Annotated in this window: 14 protein-coding genes; 6 read left to right on the forward strand and 8 right to left on the reverse strand. The window is 47.1% G+C overall.

All coding sequences use genetic code 11. The annotated features are described in order from the left end of the window. Positions 1-15 precede the first annotated feature (15 nt). Together rlmD and RIG68_RS18390 are read right to left on the reverse strand one after the other, a co-directional pair. Positions 16-1413: a 23S rRNA (uracil(1939)-C(5))-methyltransferase RlmD gene (gene rlmD / locus RIG68_RS18385; protein ID WP_350125515.1), complete on the reverse strand. Its 1398-nt coding sequence runs from the start codon at positions 1411-1413 to the stop codon at positions 16-18. Between the two features lie 62 nt (positions 1414-1475). After that, positions 1476-3722 (reverse strand): S9 family peptidase, encoded by a 2247-nt coding sequence (locus RIG68_RS18390; protein WP_350125518.1) that lies wholly within the window; start codon positions 3720-3722, stop codon positions 1476-1478. Between the two features lie 179 nt (positions 3723-3901). On the opposite strand from RIG68_RS18390, the gene RIG68_RS18395 reads away from it, so the two are divergent. Further along, positions 3902-4126: a hypothetical protein gene (locus RIG68_RS18395; protein WP_151997280.1), complete on the forward strand. Its 225-nt coding sequence runs from the start codon at positions 3902-3904 to the stop codon at positions 4124-4126. 114 nt (positions 4127-4240) lie between these two features. Further along, positions 4241-6820 (forward strand): T9SS type B sorting domain-containing protein, encoded by a 2580-nt coding sequence (locus RIG68_RS18400; protein ID WP_350125521.1) that lies wholly within the window; start codon positions 4241-4243, stop codon positions 6818-6820. On the opposite strand, the gene RIG68_RS18405 is transcribed toward RIG68_RS18400, so the two are convergent. From RIG68_RS18405 to RIG68_RS18420, 4 genes are all read right to left on the reverse strand, one after another. Further along, positions 6821-9355, reverse strand: coding sequence for a DUF5686 and carboxypeptidase regulatory-like domain-containing protein (locus RIG68_RS18405; RefSeq protein WP_350125524.1), 2535 nt, complete (start codon positions 9353-9355; stop codon positions 6821-6823). Then, positions 9342-10502, reverse strand: a complete 1161-nt coding sequence (locus tag RIG68_RS18410) for a trans-sulfuration enzyme family protein (protein WP_350074422.1) — start codon at positions 10500-10502, stop codon at positions 9342-9344. Before RIG68_RS18410 ends, RIG68_RS18405 begins: the two co-directional genes overlap by 14 nt. A 281-nt stretch (positions 10503-10783) precedes the next feature. After that, positions 10784-11893, reverse strand: coding sequence for a GTP-binding protein (locus tag RIG68_RS18415; RefSeq protein ID WP_350125526.1), 1110 nt, complete (start codon positions 11891-11893; stop codon positions 10784-10786). A 50-nt stretch (positions 11894-11943) separates the two neighbouring features. After that, positions 11944-14580, reverse strand: coding sequence for an ABC transporter permease (locus RIG68_RS18420; RefSeq protein WP_350125529.1), 2637 nt, complete (start codon positions 14578-14580; stop codon positions 11944-11946). Between the two features lie 24 nt (positions 14581-14604). Between RIG68_RS18420 and RIG68_RS18425 the strand changes: the two genes are divergently transcribed. Continuing rightward, positions 14605-14814 (forward strand): hypothetical protein, encoded by a 210-nt coding sequence (locus tag RIG68_RS18425; RefSeq protein WP_350074412.1) that lies wholly within the window; start codon positions 14605-14607, stop codon positions 14812-14814. Beyond that, on the forward strand, positions 14815-15216 hold the full coding sequence (locus RIG68_RS18430) for a putative toxin-antitoxin system toxin component, PIN family (protein ID WP_350119875.1): 402 nt from the start codon (positions 14815-14817) through the stop codon (positions 15214-15216). 72 nt (positions 15217-15288) lie between these two features. On the opposite strand, the gene RIG68_RS18435 is transcribed toward RIG68_RS18430, so the two are convergent. Both RIG68_RS18435 and RIG68_RS18440 read right to left on the reverse strand, forming a co-directional pair. Beyond that, complete coding sequence (locus RIG68_RS18435) at positions 15289-18012, reverse strand: ABC transporter permease (protein WP_350125533.1); 2724 nt, start codon at positions 18010-18012, stop codon at positions 15289-15291. Positions 18013-18016: 4 nt separating this feature from the next. Next, on the reverse strand, positions 18017-18343 hold the full coding sequence (locus tag RIG68_RS18440) for a PadR family transcriptional regulator (protein ID WP_350094585.1): 327 nt from the start codon (positions 18341-18343) through the stop codon (positions 18017-18019). Positions 18344-18483: 140 nt separating this feature from the next. Here RIG68_RS18440 and RIG68_RS18445 point away from each other — a divergent pair, with 140 nt between their 5' ends. Further along, a complete protein-coding gene (locus tag RIG68_RS18445) occupies positions 18484-18690 on the forward strand; it encodes a hypothetical protein (RefSeq protein ID WP_350125537.1) in 207 nt (68 codons plus the stop codon). Position 18691: 1 nt separating this feature from the next. Then, complete coding sequence (locus RIG68_RS18450; RefSeq protein WP_350125540.1) at positions 18692-20080, forward strand: sodium:solute symporter family transporter; 1389 nt, start codon at positions 18692-18694, stop codon at positions 20078-20080. Positions 20081-20116: the final 36 nt, after the last annotated feature.

Raw genomic sequence — 20116 nt, forward strand, 5'->3', positions numbered from 1 at the left:
TTCCCAAAAAGGGAATTATATTTTCACCAGCAGCACCACATTCTCCACATGATGCGTATGCGGGAACATGTCTACCGGCTGCACTTCAACAACTTTATACCTTTCTGCCAATAACTGGATGTCTCGTGCCTGAGTGGCAGGATTACAGCTTACGTACACAATCCTTTCTGCCCCTGAGTGATACAAAGCGTCTGTTACGTCAGTGTGCATGCCAGCCCTTGGTGGGTCGGTAATAATCACCTGAGGGCGGCCGTGCCTTTCCATAAATGCTTCTGTGAGCAAGTCTTTGATGTCACCAGCCTGAAAATGCACGTTTTCCAGGTTATTCAATTTCGCATTGATCCAGGCATCCTCAATGGCGGGCTCCACGTACTCCAGCCCGACTACTTTTGCGGCGCTCCGTGCGGCAAACTGCGCCAGCGTGCCTGTGCCTGTGTAGAGATCATACACCAACTCGTGCTCCTTAATGTTGGCCATATCAATAGCCACTTTATAAAGCCGTTCGGCCTGCTTGCTATTGGTCTGGTAAAATGATTTTGGCCCCACCTTAAAATGCAAGCCATCCATTTCTTCCATGATGTAATCTTGCCCATGAAAAAGCTCCACTTCCAGGTCCTGGAAAGTATCATTACCCTTGCTATTGATCACGTACATGAGGGAGGTGATCTGCGGAAATGCCTCCTTGATCTTGCCGAGCAGGTTGGCCAGGTCTTCATTCTCGTAGGCTACTTGCAGAATGACCATTAATTGTCCGGTACTGGCGGTGCGAATGATCAGGTTGCGCAGCCAGCCTTCGTGGGTTAGTATATCATAGAAAGGATAGCCTGCCTTCATGGTTTCCTCCCTCACAAATGTCCTGATGGCGTTACTGGGATCTCCCTGCAGGTAGCAGGTCTCAACATCAACGATCCGGTCGAAGCGCTTGGGCACGTGAAAGCCCAGGGCGTTTTTCTCTAAATCGGCACCTGATTGAATTTCTTCGTCGGTCAACCAGCGGTGATTTGAGAAGGTAAACTCCAGCTTGTTGCGGTAATACTGCGTGTCGGGAGAACCAAGAATAGGGTTGATTTCGGGCAAAGGCACTTTGGCTATTCTTTCCAGGTTGTCCTTTACCTGCTGCCATTTGAACTTGAGCTGCTCCTCATAAGGCAGGCTCTGCCATTTACAGCCACCGCAGGTGCCAAAGTGAGAACAGAATGGCTCCACTCTTTTTGGAGAAAGCGTATGGAACTTTATCGTCCGGGCTTCCATGAAGCCCTTTTTCTTACGGAAAACGAGTAAATCAACAACATCGCCGGGAACTACTTGCTCCACGAAGATCACCTGCCCTTCATGCCTGGCAATACATTTTCCTTCCGAAGCCACTGCCTCAATGGTGATGTTTTCCAGTATTATGTTCTTGCCTCTGCCCATAGGGCGGCAAAATTATGCTTTGCCGAAAAGGAAAACTAAGGATGTAGTAAAAATTGCCTTCTTTACCGTGGGCCTGCAGGCAGATTGTTCTTCAGGTAGTTTGTCAAAATTTCCCTTACGTGTCTGCTGGTATTTCGCCCTTCATAAATCCCGTGGGATCGGTTAGGGTAGCTCATCATAGAAAAAATCTTGTTGTACTTAATCAGCTCATTCACCAGCACCTCGGTGTTTTGATAATGCACGTTGTCATCGCCGGTGCCATGCATCACCAGCAGGTTGCCTTTCAGGTTTTTGGCAAAATTAACCGGCGAACCTTTCTCGTAGCTCTCCGGCATCAACTGTGGCACGCCCGAGTAACGCTCCTGATAAATATTGTCGTATAAGTGCTGATCTGCCACCGGAGCCACCGACATGCCTGTGTGGTAAAGGTCTGGGTAGCGGAACATCATGTTCAACGTCATGGAGCCGCCACCGCTCCAACCCCAAATGCCTATTCTGTCTCCATCTACAAACGAATATGTCTCCTTGATTTTGCGAAGCGCTGCCGCCTGGTCTTCAGAAGAAAGCACGCCGATCTGGCCATACACACACTTGCGCCATTCCCTACCCTTCGGGCCTGGTGTACCTCTGTTATCGACACTCATGATAATGTAGCCCTGCTGGGCCAACATCAAATGCCACAAATAGCCACTGCCGCCCCATGCGTCACGCACGGTTTGGCCAGCAGGCTCGCCGTACACATGAAAAAGCACCGGGTACTTTTTAGACGGATCAAAACCGACCGGCTTGATCATGTAGGCATCCATTGTGACGCCATTGTCCCCAGTTACCTGGAAGAACTCAGTTTTGTTTTTGCTCAACGCCTCTACCTTGGCTGTGAGTATTTTATTATTCACAAATGTTTTGATGACCTTATGATCAGGCAACGACACCAAGTCCATAATGGGGGGCACACCTTCCCTTGAATATGAATGCTGAGCATACTTGCCATTGAGAGCAACCTCATAACTATGAGTGCCTGGTTGGTCTGCCGGTGACAACCTTTCGGCCTTACCCTTTCCATTGAGCCTTATTCTGTAAAGATAATTTTGAGTCGCATTGTCGGGCGAAGCCATGAAATAGAGCCAGCCACCTTTTTCGTCAATTTGCTCTATATTGATCATGTCAAACCCTGCCGGAGAAATAAGCCTCTCCTCAGACCCTGTTATCAGATAAGCGGAACGCCATCCGCTCTTTTCACTTACCCAGGTAAACGACTTCCCGTTGTTCATTAATTGAAAGTCGTCGACGGCATCGAGCCAGGCTGGGTCTTTTTCCTCATACACTTTTTCTACCCTGCCATCGGCCATGAAGCACTTAAGCACCTGGTTGTGGTTTTGCTGACGGTTTAGCTGCTGCACCAGCAATGATTTTGAGTCTGCGTTCCAAATCATGCGAGGCACATAGTTATTGGTGGGGTCACCCGCAATGTTCACCCATTGGGTCGGCCCTCCCGCTGCACTCACTACTCCAATCTTTGCTTCCGAAGGCTTCTCTCCTGCCTTTGGGTACTCTACGGGGATTGTGTATGAGTAGATTGAATCCGTATTATTGATCATTAAGAAATTGCGAATAGACCTGGCGTCAATTCGCCAGTAGGCGATTTGGCTTCCGTCGGGGCTCCACTGAAAGCCATCACGGCAGCCAAACTCTTCCTCATATACCCAGTCGAAGGTGCCATTGATAATGCGGTCAGTGCCATCGGTAGTAAGTGCAGTAATTTTGCCATCCGCCAGCGACTCCACATACACATTATGCTCTCTCACATAACCCACTTTGCTTCCATCGGGAGAGAACTTGGCAAACATGAGAGTCGAAGGCTTTGCGTCTTTCCCACCGAGCCTCGTCAATTTTTTACTGGCAAGGTCAAGCACCCAGTAATCGCCTTTGGTGTTGAGCCTCCACACCCTGGCAGAATTGGTGTAAATAAGCAGTTTGCTTTTATCGTCAGACCAGGTATAGTCTTCCACTTCGAGTGCTTGCTGACTTCCCGCAGGCACCAAATCAGATGCTTTTACCAGCACCAACCTTTCGCCAGTTGCTGTGTTATTTTTGACTATCTCATATCCTCCAGAAACCGTTTCTGACTGCTCCAGCGTGGTATAAGCGTTTCCCTCCTCAAACCAAGCGAGCTGCCCAAACCACTCACCTCTGAATTCATTAGAACTAAATATCCTTTCGAGGGTGAGCGTCCCAGAGTCCTGAGCCTTTGCAGTAAACCCTATCACCAGGAGCATTGAGTGAAAAATAGCACCTACTAGCTTCTTCATAGCAATTCCATTTTATGGCTCCAAAAGTATAAATATTCGACCAACAGCAAATGCCGATGATGTAACAATAGCATTCATTCATTTTATTTTAGTTACATCTAAATAAAATATTAGCTAAAACTAAACAAAATAATATCCCGCTCGTAAATACTTTAAATAACGCAAACAAAATGAAGGCAATGAAGAATCTTTCCCGTAACACCGTACTTCTCATGGTGGGCTACGTCGTTCTCAAATGGACAATCATCATCAGTGCAGGCACATACCTGTATTCGTCCGGAAACTGGAGAAATGAGTACTTTCTCGTCTTCCCCTTGCTAGCAGTAATCGTTATTGGTATCAAAAACAGAAAGCGGTTGTTTAGCAAAAAGAAGGCAATGGAAGAGAACGCTCAGGATCGATAGTGACTGCTCATCACAGAGCGAGCAAAAAGCTTTCTTCAACTATTGGTCATTATTTGTGGTCTTTCATCTAATTTTAGGTACAGGGGATTCGAAGAGTAGATTGTTTAGCAACTAATGATTAAACGTTACCGCACAGTAAAATTCGCAACAGTTCTTTTTACACTTCTTTGGTGGCTGGGTGGCGGGACGTCTTTAGCCAACCACATCGTCGGCGGCGAGTTGGAGTTGGTTCACGTGCAGGGCTTTAGGTACAACCTCAATCTGATCCAGTACTTTGATCAGGCACAAAGTGCTAATCCAGGGCCCGAGCCAGGACTGCTGGCTTATATCTACAGAAAGTCGGACAACGCTTTCATGAGAAGAGACACACTCTTCCTCACTGACCGAGCCACTGTGCCCTACACCAATATTGAGTGTTCGCTGGATGAACTGAAAACCCTTCGGGCATTCTACACGAGAGAAATAGAGCTGTTGCCGGAAAACTTCAGCGACCCGGAAGGCTACTATGTTGTGTGGGAAAGATGTTGCCGGAATGCGGGAATTGTCAACATCGTCAACTCCATTGGGGCTGGGCAAACCTACTACCTGGAGTTCCCGCCTGTGGTAAAAAATGGCCGACCCTTTGTCAATTCCTCACCGTCCCTTTTTCCACCGTTGAGCGATTACGCATGCGTTAACCAATTGTATTACACCGATTTTGCTGGTGTTGATCTGGACGGGGACTCATTGGCCTACACCCTTGTGACTCCGTTGAACAGTTCTGCTTTACAGGCTTTGCCGATCCCCCAACCGACGCCTCACCCTGAGGTCATATGGGCACAGAACATAGATATTGAGCATGTGATACCTGGCAGCCCATCGCTGAGAATTACCAACAAGGGATTCATCACTGTGAAGCCAGAGAAAATTGGCTTGTACGTATTCTCCGTCTTGTGTCAGGAGTTTAGAAAAGGGGAGAAAATAGGTGAGGTAAGAAGGGATTTTCAGATGCTGGTGGTGGATGGCTGCAATCCAGAACCCCCACCAAACCTTAAAGTCCGTGTGCCTGGGTCCTTGAGTTTTAATTCCGTGATTAGAGATACGCTGGTATTCCAGGCGGGCGACAACAAATGCTTTGACATACAGGTGACCGACCCTGTTGGAGATAAAAATATAAAAATGAGAGCCGTAGGAGTGAATTTTGACGGTGAGGTAGAGGGCATATTCACCATTAAAGAAGGCTACCTCGCTACTTCTGAGGATATTCTCAATCTTCAAGTATGCCTTTCAAAGTGTCCTTATGTGAGTGACGGCCCATACTTGATTGATCTGATTGCTGCCGACGATGCCTGTCCGCTGCCGCAAATGGACACCGTGAGACTGGCGGTGATTGTGGAGCCGCCACCCAACCAGGCACCCCGCTACGTCAACCTGACCAGCAAAATTATCAACCTGACACTTGATGAGGGCATTAGCTACAGCCTGCCATTGGAGGGGATTGACCTGGACGATGAGACGATGGTGCTTGACATTGTTGCAAGTGATTTTGACCCTGAAGAGTGGGGCATGCAACTCGCTATTGATAAAGATGAAGCAGGCTCTATTGAAGCAACTTTTGACTGGGACACTGGCTGTGGAAGCTTTCCTTTCGGTGTGAAAAATCAGTTTGATTTCACACTTCGGCTCTCGGACAATGACTTCTGCATGGACAACGCCCGGGATGAAATTCAGGTGTCGCTTACTGTCAATTTACCTGTCAACAACCCGCCCAAGCTCTCAACCACACTTGGCTCTTACGACTTACGGATTCCCGTCGGAACCAATTTATCCTTTCCAGTGACCGCCACCGACGCAGATGGGGATGTGATCGACCTGATAGCGGTACCTGTGAACTTCAGCTTCGAGGACTACCTGATCAACTTCACCCCGGTGTCCGGACCAGGCGAGGTGAATACTACCTTCAGTTGGAACCTGGGCTGCGACCTGATCGACACGGAGGTGCAGGACTACTTTGAAGTAAACTTTGTTGCTGCCGACAATGATTTTTGCCTGCAAACCGAAACCGATGTCATTAGTCTCAAGATCAATGTATTTCAGGCAACCAACGAATCGCCAGTGATTACAGTCGCTGGTGTCGAAAACGATAGGGTCACCATCAACAGCCTGGAGTCCATTGAACTGGAGGTGACCTCCACTGACCCCGACAATGACTTTCTTTCCATCGATCTTCTCGATGGTGTGCCTTTGCCGCCATCAGAAACTTTTGAATTCAACCGTGTGGAAGGGCAGGGCCAGGCCAAAGGCTTTCTCCGTTGGGCGCCAGAGTGCTTTTTATTTGATGAAGCCAGGGAGCTTTCCTACAAGGTTTCCTTCCTCTCCTGGGACACCCGATGCCCAAACCCAAAATTTGATACATTGTCGATTTTTATAGACCTGATTGACCGTGAAAGTCCCAGCGAATTTCTCCCGGCCAATATCTTCACCCCGAATGGCGATGGCATTAACGACACCTACTCCATCCCTGATTTACCGGTTGACAACTGCGATGACCAGTTTCAGTTTTTCAGGGTGTTGACAAGGGAAGGAACCAACGTATATATGACGAGGCAAAGGGATTTTGTTTGGAACGGCGACAAGCTACCGAGTGGCGTTTACTATTATATGGTAAAGTATTCGCAGCGATCCTTCAATGGTGTACTGTCTATCGAACGCTGATCAAAAACCAAGCCCCCCTTTGAACCCGATGGCCTGGTGTTGCCTTCCAATAAAAGAAGTGTAGAAGTCTACCCTAAGAATTTTAAGAATATGCTCAAGCCCGATGCCGATTTCGGTGTAGTGGTCGACCGTGCCGGCACGAAGGTAATTGACCGAGCCTACGGCTTGTAGTTTCGTTTTACGCAGAAGAGGTAATTTATTGACAATGAAGCCATCAAAGTGGTGTTCATACTGCCCCATAAAGTACGGCTTTAGCGAGCTGTAGAGATAGTAATCAAGTAGTTGGAAGTTGCCGGGTTCAAACCTGGCATAGAGTGTTGCGTTGCCGTTGAATTGCCTGTAGTCCATGAAGTAGGCTACTTTTTTACCGGGGAAAAAGCCCGATTCGAGTGTCAATCTCCCCATGCCAAACAAGCCCTGTGAAATCTCATCGCTGATTTTGGCTGACACCCTGTCGTAGTCGACTTCCGATCCCAGTAATCCATTCAAACCCTTCACATAATGGAAAGTGAAAGATGGCCATTTGTTGACCAGCAATACTTTTTGGTCGGGTCGTGAAATATATCGCTGGCCCGGGTGATAAATGATGGACAAATCGACAATGGCTGCCTCATGCGTAGGGAAACTTGTATCGGCCAGTTCCAAATTTTTAGGAGCATTCGGAGTAAAAATACGGTTCTCCTCTTTCAAAATGGAAAGGAACGAGGTGTTGTACAACTGCACCCTCTTTTCCCAACTAAACCGGCCAGTAAACAAAACGCCATTCCACAACTCTGTACGGTATCTCGTGCTTACATAAGTCTTTTCAAATAGCTTTATCAGATTCCGGCCACCTACCAATGTCTCGGCGGTATTTACATAAGAAACTATTGGGTCGGCCTGATTAAATTGATAGACAAACTGTCCGAAATCTACTTGTGCGCTCGAAAACTTCTTTGGATCGTAATAGTAGGTAGCCCCCAGTCGTCCGTAGAGCGTTCCTGAGCCAAATCCATACCTGAGGGCCGGAGTGATTCGGTAAAACTTGTTGTTCTCATAGTATCTGGTATAGTTCACATCCAGATTGGCCACCACACCTTCCACAGTGTTGTACTGGATAGCTTTGATCAGCGGATCAAATGAAAGAAAATCTCTCTTATAGCTTCTGTTGTATCGATAGCCTGAAACAAAAAGCTTAACAAGATTGAAGTTGTTCCTTTTGTCATCCATAGAGTCCTTAAATGGCTTTGACTCTTTTATCACCAGCAAGCTGTCCTTGATTCTATAGTCCCTCCTTTCGTAGTCGTTGATTGGTATCGGCCGAATTTTCTCCCAATACACGTCCTCTCTCTTGTTAGCATCTTCTTCGATTACGAGCACCTCCTTGCCGAAACTCTTTTTTGGCTTAGGGAACAGCTTTACATCATTTTTCGGAAGCGTATCAACCTGTTCGACTGTTGGGCCGGTCAATTTATTTACTGCGTCCAGCTTGTACCTTGGCTCTATCTTATAGTTGGAGTATACACCAACAAAATATCCGTTGCCATGAAAACCGAATGCCCCAATTCTAAAGTCAAATCTTTGAGAGAGCATCATCCAGATGCCCTGATCCAGAGGGGCATACTGCTGACGGATGCGAAGGCTGTCCACAAATTCGATCTGTTTCTTCTGCGGCAGCACCAGATCCAGACTATGGATGCTCCAGCTACCTTCAACTATATAAATAAAACCACTGAAAACAGGGTCATTCGCCCTCTTCGGTATTACCTCGATCTTATTGATGAGATAATCTCCCTCCTGAAAAGCGCCCCGAAGTTTATAGTCATAAAAGAAAAAAGCGTTGTTGGCAATGGGCGAAACAAAACCTCTTTCGGTAAGGCCCTCCATTCCGAGCAGGTTGTTGTAGAAGTTGACATACATTTCGGAGGCCATATTGAAGCTGAAGGCCTTGCTTTGCCCGCTTACCCGGGAGGAGATCATGCGCTCACTATATTTGTCGGGATATATGTAAGACAGATCCGAGACGGACTCGGACAGATAGACGATACCAGTGTCCAGAGGTACTGTGTAGCCCAGCACGCTGTTGGGTATGTCATCAAGGTGCTGATTGCCTTTGATATAGACCCTGCACGAAAATGCGTTGACTTCAGTAAGATGGTACTTGCGTTTTCTGATAGCCTCCCTTATCACTGCATAAGCAGGATCCTTGTCTTTAGAATTAACCACCACCTCCCGCAGTTGATAGGCTTCCGGAAGAAGCTGCACATTCAACATGTAGGTCTTACCAGGAATGACAACGACCTCCTGCACCTGGCGCTTGTAGCCAACATACTGAAAAACGATATCGTAGGGGCCAGGATCCAGAGAAAGCTCGTAGTCTCCGTCCTGATTGGTAGAAACACCTGTAGAAGTGCCTCCCACATAAATGGTAGTAAAAGGCAGTGGCTCACCTTTCTCGTCGATGACAATTCCCTTAATGCTTTGGGCATACGATGCCCCGCCAATCAGAAGATTGATTCCTGCAATTAGGAATGTCAGAACATTAAATTTTGTCAAACGCTTGTTTTAGGTCAGCTATAAGATAATCAGTTTCTTCCAGGCCGACATAGAAACGAATCATGTTCAACGGTGTTGTGGCATTCTTGTAATTCATTGACTCGACCATGGCAACGGCCGGAAAGATCAATGATTCATGCCCTCCCCATGAACACGCAAGGTAGAAAGTCTTCAAAGAGTCGCAAAAACGAATGATCTCATCAGGCTTTTCAGTTTTTAGTTGAATAGTAAATTGGCCAGTCCCCCGCTTCATTTGCCTTTTAGCCAGCTCATACTGTGGGTGGCTAGGGTGGAACGGATAGTAGATTTTGCCTACCTTTTCGTGATTGGCAAGAAAGTCGATGATGGTCGCTGTTGATTTTTCTGCCCTCTCCATACGTATCGGCAAAGTGCGCAGCCCACGCAGCATCAGCCATGCATTCATTGGCGAAATGATCCCTCCAAGCGTCATAAACTCTGACTTGAATATCCTGGTCGTCATTTCCTTGGTGGCACAAAGTACGCCTGCTACCAGGTCGCTGTGGCCATTGAGGTATTTGGACGCAGAGTGAGTAACGATGTCGACACCCATTTCAGCAGGGTTCATATTGATTGGCGAAGCATAGCTGTTGTCGATAATGGTCAGCAGCCCATGTTTCTTGGCAATTTTCACCACTGCCTCTATGTCTTGCAGTTCGAATGTCCAGGAATTGGGGCTTTCGAGATAAAGAATTTTCGTGGAAGGCCTGATGGCCCTTTCGTAATTCTTCGGGTCGGTGCCATCTACCATGGTAGCCGTCACCCCAAATCGGGGAAGCAACTGGTTGAGCAATTTGTTTGTCCAGCTGTAAGGCTTTTCGACACACACCACATGGTCGCCCTGACTCAAGTTAGCCATCACAGCAGCTCCAATGGCAGCGCTTCCGCTGGCGAAGATGAGTGCGTCCTCTGTCTTTTCCAGTGCTGCTATTTTCTTTTGCAGAATGGCAGTGGTTGGATTTACCCCACGGGTATAAAATGGAATTTCGTGTTCAAACTCCAGGCTTTCCTGCATGTCTTTGATGTTGTCGAAACAAAAGTTGGACGACATCATGATGGGTGGCGACACGGAGCGGTAGTAGTTTTCTCTGTCCTCGCCTAGTTCGTTGATGATGTATGATAAATCCATGGAGCTTAATTTTGGGCTGAAGATAGGAAAAGGAGGCGGTGTTGGAAAGGGAAATTACAAGCGTGAAAATAAACGCCATCACTTAATTCTGTGTGCCTCCATGCAGCAAATATTAGGGCAGCAACTGTCCTAATATTTGGTACAAATGCAGGTTATAGAACTGAGATTTGTCTGATATAAACGACATTAGCTTGACTTTTTGGCATCAATGATGGCTAAACCCTACATTAAAAACATTGCCGTGGTTTAAAGAGCGATATGAGCAACCTTAACACCCTATATCAAGTAGCCTTATAGTCAACCTCAAATCTATGAATGGGCGTTGGAAAGCCAGGTTTAAAAAAAGACACGTGCTGTTCCGAAACAACTACGTCCCCTGCCTGCTTCTGGTGAGCCAATTCTTTCACCAGCATTGCTCTAAGCATTTCCGGAGAGGTTTGGACCCTGGCATTCATGGTGAGTTGGGCCAAATTCTGGGCGCCAAATGAGGTTAACAACTCTTCAACGCTTGCATCATTTGTGGCCAGCGTTGTAAAACTCAGTTTCTTTTGGAGGCCGTTGGCGCTCACCATCACTTTCACATGTCCGATGGAAGCACCTGACTGACTGAGCCTGGCAACAAAACGGCGAACTAAATCCAGGGCTCTTTTGGGTGCACTTCCATCAGTTGTCTCCATCGTGATCTGCTCATCCAACCAGGCCAGTTCTGCTTCCCCATTAGCATACTTTGCATAGTCGATATCAAGTGATACAATCCCACTGGAATCCTGTTTTACGTCCAATGCAGTCAGCCAACGAAGAACCGAATCCAACTCAAGCGAGTTTTGGAAAAGAAACTTTCTGTCAGGGTATTTACCAGCCAGCGCTAGCTTGAAAGCCGGAAGGTCGGCAGCACTAATTAGGTCAATTTTGTTAACAACAATTAAACTGGCTTCTTCGATTTGCTTCTCCCAGATATAGCTTGTGTCCTTGCTAAATGGCAGCCTTTTGCCTTCCACATGCATCAACAACATTCTTGCATCGACGAAGCAGGAAAGGGTCAGCATTTCCATTTCTCCCTGACGAAACTTCAACAGAGGCTTGAGTACGGTAGCAACAAGGTCAGTGCAGGAACCCACCGACTCAGCGAAAATGATATCAGGTGAAGCAGCGGCTTTCATTAGCTGAATCTGCTCATCGAGCTGATCGTAGTTGCAGCAAAAGCAGCCACCTGTTACCTGTGCCGACGAAATGCCTTCTGCTTCCAGAAACTCACTATCCACCAGGTATTGACCCTGATCGTTGGTGATCACGCCGACTTTTAGGCCTTGCTGCTTGAGGTGCTGACAAGCGACTGCAATTGCGGTCGTTTTACCGCTTCCCAGAAAGCCTCCGACCAGATGGATTTTCATAATTCAATCGTATTGAATCTGAATTTAACAAAAATAGCCAGAATGCTCTGTTATTCGTTCCGCAGGCAATCAACCGGGTTTGCTTTGGCGGCCTTTATCGTGAAGCCTGCAGCGACAGCAACAGTAATTAGCAACACAATCAATATGGGAATACCATACACCCACAACTGAAGCTGCGCCGCATAGGCAAAGTTGGCCAGCCACTCGTCCACGGCCAATACGGACAGAGGAACCGTGACGGCCGCAGCCACCACAACAAGTCGAATAAACCGCCACGAAAAAAGGGTGACAATGCCGACCATTGATGCACCAAGCACCTTACGAATACCAATTTCTTTCTTCCGCTGTTCGGCCACATACGACACCAGACCAATGAGGCCCATACAAGAAATAAAGATGGCCAAAATAGAGAAAGCCCCTGCTAGCGTCATGGATTTCTCTTCAGCCAAATACATCCTGCCCAACGACTCGTCGAGAAAAGTATAATTCAGCGGATAGCCTGAAGCCGACCTGCCCCACTCCTGTTCCAAAGCAGCCAAAGCACCTGAAACGTCGTTGCCATTGAGCTTCAATACGCCGATAGATCCTCCTTCGCTAAACCATATCGCCATCGGCTCAATCTTGTTTTGGAGCGACCGGGCATGAAAGTCTTTGACGACCCCGATTATATTGCCCTCCTGGGAGTTGGAATACAACCAGCGCATGGGAGTGCCAGCGACCCTGCCAGGCTGTTTGTCGAGCCCTAAAAATTTAACCAGGGTCTCATTGACCAAATAGCCCTGAGTTTCGTCTGTTGGGAACTCTCTGGAAAATTGCCTGCCTTCAACTACCTCGATTCCGAGAGCATCGAGGTAACCATAGTCGGCCGTGATGTAAGTAAATGCTTTGATTCGTTTTTCTTCCCCCACCTGAACTTCAAAAATATTATGGCCAGTGATATTTCCAGGCACATCACTTCCTCTGCTAACAGCAGCAATTCCATGATGATTTAATAGTGCATTCTTAAAGCTTTCAAATTTCTCTCCCTCCAAATCATCCGTTAGTTGAAAATGAACCACCAGATCCTTTTCGTAGCCCATTTTAGCTTCTTTCATATAAGACAGCTGGCTGCTGATAACCAGCGTTCCGATAAGCAGAAATACTGAGATACTAAATTGGATAACAGTCAATATGTTTCGAAAGCCAGCCTTGCCACCTTTTGGGTTTCCTCCTCTAAGAGTGGCAGAAGGAGTGAACGACGACAAGAAAAAAGATGGATAGCTGCCCGCCACAAACGCTGTAGCAACGATGATACCCAGAAGTTGGGCAACAAATTGCCAGTCATTGCCTATCTCAAAAGTAAGTCGCAAGCCCAGGGCTTCATTGAACCAGGGAACGGCCAGCCAGAAAAGAAGCAGGCTCAGGACACCAGCTATTAAGACGATGAAAAAAGCCTCACTCAAAAACTGAAATATAAGCTGCCTCCTCACTGCACCCATTACTTTTCTAATCCCCACTTCCTTAGCCCGGCCTATCGCCCTGGTCGTGGAAAGGTTCATGAAGTTGAAACACGCAATGAGAATGATGAAAATGGCTACAGCCGAGAAAATGTAAACTTGGCTGGTATTTGATGTAGGGCCATCTCCCCTTATTCCTTGAGTGAAGTGAATGTCGGTAAGCGGTTGAAGCCAATGCGCAGCTGCGGCCTCACCATCTCCAAACGTACCCAGTGCCTTCATTTTGGTGACCATTGCTTCTGTTACCCTCTGATCAAAACCAGGCAAGTCAACAATCGACGGCGCATACAAGTAGGTGGAGAAATTCCAGTTGTCCATGCTGGAAAGCACAGTCTGGTCAGCTCCGTAAAGTTTTGGCAGTGATGCCACAGACACCAGATAAGAAAACTGAAGATGGCTATTGGCTGGAACATCTTCGAAAACGCCCGTAACTTCCAATTCCAGGTTATTGTCATAGGTAATCAACTGTCCAATGGGAGATTCACCTCCAAAAATAGTTTTAGCAATAGTTTTGGAGATGACTACGGTCATGGGACGAGTCAACATATCAGCCGAATTCCCCTCCTGTAGCCGGAATGAAAACATGTGGAAGAAGTTGCTGTCTGCAAGAGATAGAGTTGCTGCGGGGAGTTCTTTTTCCTTCCATTTTAAGAAGGGTTGCTCCTCCCATTCAGTGTACCTAACCGCTTGCTCAACTTCGGGAACCGTAGCCTGGAGGTGAGGGGCTATGCCGGCAGCAGTCTGTACCTGAAGCGTCATTTCTCCATCTTTTGCGAACTGCGGAATATACCTGTATATATGCTCACCCTTCACGTGAAAGTCGTCAAAGCTTAACTCGTACCTAACATATAGACCAATCAGAAAACAGCTAGCCAGTCCGAGGGCCAAGCCCAGGACATTCAGCGTAGTGTGGCCTGGATATCGAATGATATTCCTCCATGCGATAGTCATATAGTTTCTTAGCATACCAGTGTTCGTTAGTCTGTTTTCAAAAGTATTTCTCATCAAAATCCCCGGCCGGAAAAACCGGAGTACATTCCATTTCAACCTCCACCCCGCTCTCTTTGGCCCTACCGACTCAATATCCGTTTCAAACTGCTCCAGCAAGTCGCCTTCTATCCCTTCGTAGAGATCAGACGGACAGAACCAGCGGAGAAAGCGGAGAGAGAATGATTTTTTCACGTCTGTCATGCTTGATTTACGTATATTTGTCACATGAAAACAATAACATTGGAGGTAAGCGACCCAACGGCTGAAAAACTGGAGCAAATGACAGTTGCTGAAAAAAAAGCTATTGCTGAAACGCTGGATATTATTGTTGGGAAAAAGAGAAGCCTGGAGGAAATCATGAAAGATGCGAGCGAACAAGCACGCAAAAATGGGCTGACTCCTGAAATACTTGAACAGCTGCTCAACGAAAAATAGATGAGGGTCGTTTTTGATTGCAATGTGTTAATCAGCGCACTTTTAAATAACACCTCCACTTCTGGACAGGCTTTACTCAAAGCCAAACAATCCGATGTCATCCTTCTCTCAACCCCAGTCCTTGCAGAACTGATCAACGTAGCTATGCGGCCTAAATTCGATAAATATGCCAGTATAGAGGTAAGGCTTGAGTTCACAAAGGAATATGAGTCGCTAGCTACTTTACTTCCTGTAACGCATAAAGTAAAAGTCTGCCGAGACCCCAAAGACGATATGTACCTCGAGCTCGCCCTTTCCGGAAAGGCAGATTGTATTGTTACCGGCGATCCGGATTTACAGGTTCTTAGTCCGTTTAAAAACATTCCCATTATCTCGCCAAGAGAATTTTTAGAAAAGGGCTGACTACTTTTAACATCTTTTACCAGGGGTTCCGAGCAATACCAGTGGAGGAAGCGGAGCCAGGTGGGAGAGGGGTTATTCATGCCTGAGGCTGTTTACAGGGTTATCAACTGCTACCCGCCACGACCGGAGAACTACTGTCGCTAAGGCTAGCCCGAAAACGCTCAGCAATGGAGCAACGAAAAGCCAAAAGTCAACGTCAATGCGAAAGGCATAAGTATTAAGCCATGACTCAATTCCGAGCCATACTATTGGCACAGCCAGCACTGCAGCCACCAAAATTAGTCGAAAGAAGTCTTTGGAAAGCAGAGCAAGAATATTCTCCACTGTCGCTCCAAGCACCTTTCTGATCCCGATCTCTTTTGTTCGCTGGATAGTGCTGTAAGCCACCAGACCAAATAGCCCCAGGCATGCGATGATGATTGCAAAGAGCGAGAAGAAAAGAAACAGCGAGGTGAATACTGTTTCGGCTTGGTACTTATTCTCAAAATGACTGTCGAGAAAGAAGTATTGAAAGGGTTGCTCTGGTGCAGCTTCTTTCCATGCGGCTTCAATTTCAGCCAGAGCTTCCTGGTAGCGATTGCCTGTTGCACCTCCCTGGATTTTTACAAAGAAAAACCTGTTGTTCCATGTTCTGTCCCACTCTTTGTAGGGTACATACACTATAGGCTCATAGGAGTTTTTTAGAGAAAGTTGGTTGTAATTTTTGATCACCCCCACAATTCTGCTGTCTACTTCCTGCAAATTGTGCAAAGGCTTGTCTACGATTTCGATCGGGTCTCCAAAACCCAGAAAACGGGCTGCTGATTCGTTGACAATGGCCGGCTTTTGGTCTGCAACGTTCGCAGGATCAAATGAACGACCTGCCAGCAGTGAAATCTCCAGGGTGTTAAAAAAATCCTCGTCAATACTGACGATTTTTAGCTCCTTTGGCTCTGTCTGATCGCCAACAGTTACATTGGCTTTCAGGCCCAGCAAGTTAATCTCGTCGCCAGGGGCAGCCGAGGAAAAGCCGACGGACTCAATGAAGCTTACCCCCTTCAGGTTGGATTTGAAGTTCTCATAAACCTTTGGCGACTGGAAGCCATATCCCTTTACGACGATCACCTGATCCATGTTCATGCCAAGATCATACTCCTTCATGAAGCGAAGCTGCTGATAAAGTGACCACGTACCAGTAGTAAAAGCAACGCAGAAGACAAATTGCACCACAATAAGCGCTTTTCTCAACTCAATTTTTCTCCCTAAACCTGCCGCACCTTGTCTACCCCCTTTCAGGGCTTCTATCGCCTTGATGCGGGTAACAATCAAAACAGGGTATACCACCGAGAGCAATATGCCTGCTACTACAATGGCTATTGCAGACACGATCAATGAGGGTGTAACAATGCCATTCTGCCAGGCAGGCCACTTCAGTCCAAAAGCATTGTCTATAAAAAGGATACTGCTTGCGGAAATGAGAATAGCCACAAGGATGGCGAGTAAACTCAGCAACGCAGATTCTACCAACAGTTGGCCCACCAATTGACGACGAGTTGAACCAATAATTTTCCTCACGCCAATCTCACGGCTCCTTTCGATAGCCTTTACCGTAGACAAGTTAACATAGTTGATATAGGCGCTAAGTAGGATGCCTATCATTACCAGCTGCAAGAGAAAAACCCCATTGCCGTCACCATTGACTTTGAGCTCATTTTTCAAAGCAGAATGCAAATGGATGTCACTGATGGGCTGCAACCTGAAGTCAATGGCATCGCTGAAATAGGTCATTTCGTCTCCATGCTGAGCCACCCTAAGCTTCGATATTTTGTTTTCGAGTTCAGCAATTTTACTTCCCTCCTGAATCAACAGATAGGTGTAAGTGTAGTCCCAGTGCCAGTAAGTGCTCCCGTTGCTCAGCCCGGGAAAAATTGTGCTGTACGAAATGAGGAAGTCGAAATTCATGTGAGAATTATCAGGAGAATCCTGAATGACGCCTGTCACCTTAAAATTGCTTTCTCCAAAGGTGGCCGGGCCAAGGTTCCCATGTGAATCGATCCGAATGAGTTTACCCATTGGGCTTTCGTTCTTAAAAAACTTTGTTGCCATTGAGGCAGTAATAACAATCGAAAACGGGTCATTCAGCGCCAAATCTTCATTGCCCTGAAGCAACTTGAAAGAAAACATTTTGAGGAAGCCGGGATCAGTAAAAAACACCTCCAAATCCGCCAGGCTCACATCATTATAAACAGCCCAATATTCACCAATAAACACGCTCAAAGGGGCAAACCGAGTATACTCCAGCACTTCAGGAAAAGCGTCTTTTACTGAGGGGCCCGACCACGGAACTGTGGTTGCCCGAGCATCCCCATCCACAATTTGCTGGTTCCAGACCGTTGTTACCCGGTAAATCTGATCCTTATTGCCATGCAGGCTTTCGTAGCTCTTTTCGTAGATGACATACTGAAAAATGATGAAAGCGGCTGACATGCCGAGGGCCAGCCCTAAAACGTTAACGACAGTGAACGCTTTGCTTTTGACCAACTGTCGGTAAGAAACCTTTAGGTGGTTGCCCATCATGCCAGTACTATTTAGTCGGCTTGTGAAACTATTCCTCATCAAAATCCTCGGCCTGAAAAACCGCAGCACATTCCATTTCAACCTCCACCCGGCTCTCTTTGGCCCTACCGACTCAAGGTCCGCTTCGAACCGCTCCAGTAAATCCCCTTCTATCCCTTCGTAGAGGTCAGGCGGACAGAACCGACGAAGGAAGCGAAGCCACCGAGTTACAAAACCTTTATGTGATTGCTTGTCCGGCATTCTTTTATCCAAAATTCAATTGTGGTATCAACTTCCAAAGATCCATTCTCGACTCTTTCATGTCTTTGAGAATAGCCAGACCTGCATTTGTGATAGTAAAGATTCGTTTACGGCGACCACCTCTCTCGTTGGTGGCACCTCCCATGTCGGATTTCACATAGCCCTTGTCCTCCAGCCGGTACAGGGTGACGTGCACCGCACTTAGGTTCACCTCCCTGCCCACCTTGCTTTTTATTTCAGTGACGATGGCATTGCCGTATGCCTCTTCCTGAAGGATGGCCACAATGGTCAGCACCAGTTCTTCAAATTCCCCTATGTATGATTTACCCATTAGTATATGAATTGTAAAACAAATAAAATCATTTCTATATAAATTGTAAAAGAAATGTCAATTTAATTTTGTCCCGGTACAAATTGCAAAAGCCCCTTTATTTGCCAATCTTCATCCGCTTTAAACCTACTTATTATCAGATGAAATCATTTACCCCCTGGCGAGTCGTTGTCGCCGCAGCCATTTTGCTTGTTCTTCTGAGCTTTGGCGTAGTCTTCAAACCCGGCTATGCCGACCCGTTTTTTCTCTCCCTGCCTTACGTATTCTGGAGTAGCATCCTTATTACAGCGCTGCTGGTAGCTCTTACATTTATTGGAACCAGGGTTTTCCCTCATAAAGAAGACTGATATGACCACCTGGCTGATTATTTTCTTCATTATTTTCATTGGACTGCTGGTGCTGGCCTCTGTTAAATCCTATCAAAAGAACCGAACTTCCGACGAATTCATGCTGGCCGGTTCTGCCATAGGCGCATTTCTGGGTTTCATGACCTTTGCCGCTGCCCTTTTCAGCGCCTTCACGTTCATGGGCATGCCCGACTTTTTCCGTAACCACGGGGTAGGCGCCTGGATCTTCCTGGCTTTTTCGGATGCGGTGATGGTCTTCTTTATCATCTGGTTTGGCTACAAGCTGAGAAAACTAGCCAAAACCAAGGGTTTCAAGGGCATTGCCGGTCTTCTGGTTAAGTGCTACCATTCTCCCTGGGCAGGCTACCTATTCTTCCTAACCGCCTTTCTTTTCCTTATTCCGTATGTGGCCATTCAAATCAGAGGTATTTCTATCTTTCTCAACGCCGCCTTTCCCGATGCCATTCCCTCCTGGGGCTGGTCGGCAGGTACAGTGGTGATTATGCTGATCTACGCAGAAATTGGTGGCCTCAAAGCCATCGTCTATAGCGATGCCATTCAAGGCATTTTGCTATTGGTTGTGATTTGGATCATTGGATTAGCCTGCCTGGAAATGTCGGGAGGACTTGGCCAAATGATGGCGAATGTAGGCACGCAGAATCCTGACCTGCTTACCCTACCCGGCCCAAAGGGTCTGTTCAGCACTCAGTTTCTCATAGGCTCTGCTATAGCCATTGTGATGATACCCGTGACACAACCTCAACTCACTACCAGACTTATCGTGATGAAAGACCTGAAGTCGGTACACAAAATGACATATGCCGTCGGGTTGTTTGCTATTCTGGTGATTCTTCCCACGGCGTTCATTGGCTTATATGGCGCACTAAAATACCCTGACGTTTCTACTTCAGAGTTTCTCTCGTCGGCCCTGCTGTTCGACCAGGCTAACCCTGTAGCTGCCCTGGCAGTGGTTGGGCTGTTCGCTGCCTGCCTGTCGACCACCAACGCACAGATATTTGCACTCGGCTCGGAGCTCCGGTCTTTGCTTTCCGGAGAAGACAAAACAGTGATGCGGTATACGAAAATCTCGCTGCTGGTATTCTCATTAGTAGTGCTGGTTTTCTCTATTTATATGAGTGACCAACTCGTGTTGCTGGCCAGGCTAAGTTTTACCGGCACTTCCGTGATGGCACCACTGGTACTGGCCGCTGTGATCTTTGAAAACCCGCCAAAGATTCTCATGGCAACTTGCGGGCTTGCTTTACTGGCAGTGATCCTTTCTATCGTTTCAGTGATACCAGCACAAATCGGCGGATTCAATTTCGACATCGTGCTGTACATGGTGCATGGCGGTTTGAGCGTCTTGATAATGGCTTTGCACAAAAAATAAGCAGGCCACAGCAGGAAAGTGCACTCACGCTATTAG

The organism is Imperialibacter sp. (assembly GCF_040222385.1).
In the GTDB taxonomy this organism is placed as follows: Bacteria; Bacteroidota; Bacteroidia; order Cytophagales; family Cyclobacteriaceae; genus Imperialibacter.

Excerpts from the sequence above, each read along its gene's own strand:
- RIG68_RS18415 (WP_350125526.1), bottom strand. The coding sequence starts at position 11,893 with ATGAAAATCCATCTGGTCGGAGGCTTTCTGGGAAGCGGTAAAACGACC.
- RIG68_RS18450 (WP_350125540.1), top strand. The coding sequence starts at position 18,692 with ATGACCACCTGGCTGATTATTTTCTTCATTATTTTCATTGGACTGCTG.
- RIG68_RS18445 (WP_350125537.1), top strand. The coding sequence starts at position 18,484 with ATGAAATCATTTACCCCCTGGCGAGTCGTTGTCGCCGCAGCCATTTTG.
- RIG68_RS18410 (WP_350074422.1), bottom strand. The coding sequence starts at position 10,502 with ATGGATTTATCATACATCATCAACGAACTAGGCGAGGACAGAGAAAAC.
- rlmD (WP_350125515.1), bottom strand. The coding sequence starts at position 1,413 with ATGGGCAGAGGCAAGAACATAATACTGGAAAACATCACCATTGAGGCA.
- RIG68_RS18435 (WP_350125533.1), bottom strand. The coding sequence starts at position 18,012 with ATGCCGGACAAGCAATCACATAAAGGTTTTGTAACTCGGTGGCTTCGC.
- RIG68_RS18440 (WP_350094585.1), bottom strand. The coding sequence starts at position 18,343 with ATGGGTAAATCATACATAGGGGAATTTGAAGAACTGGTGCTGACCATT.
- RIG68_RS18420 (WP_350125529.1), bottom strand. The coding sequence starts at position 14,580 with ATGACAGACGTGAAAAAATCATTCTCTCTCCGCTTTCTCCGCTGGTTC.
- RIG68_RS18430 (WP_350119875.1), top strand. The coding sequence starts at position 14,815 with ATGAGGGTCGTTTTTGATTGCAATGTGTTAATCAGCGCACTTTTAAAT.
- RIG68_RS18400 (WP_350125521.1), top strand. The coding sequence starts at position 4,241 with ATGATTAAACGTTACCGCACAGTAAAATTCGCAACAGTTCTTTTTACA.
- RIG68_RS18395 (WP_151997280.1), top strand. The coding sequence starts at position 3,902 with ATGAAGAATCTTTCCCGTAACACCGTACTTCTCATGGTGGGCTACGTC.
- RIG68_RS18425 (WP_350074412.1), top strand. The coding sequence starts at position 14,605 with ATGAAAACAATAACATTGGAGGTAAGCGACCCAACGGCTGAAAAACTG.
- RIG68_RS18390 (WP_350125518.1), bottom strand. The coding sequence starts at position 3,722 with ATGAAGAAGCTAGTAGGTGCTATTTTTCACTCAATGCTCCTGGTGATA.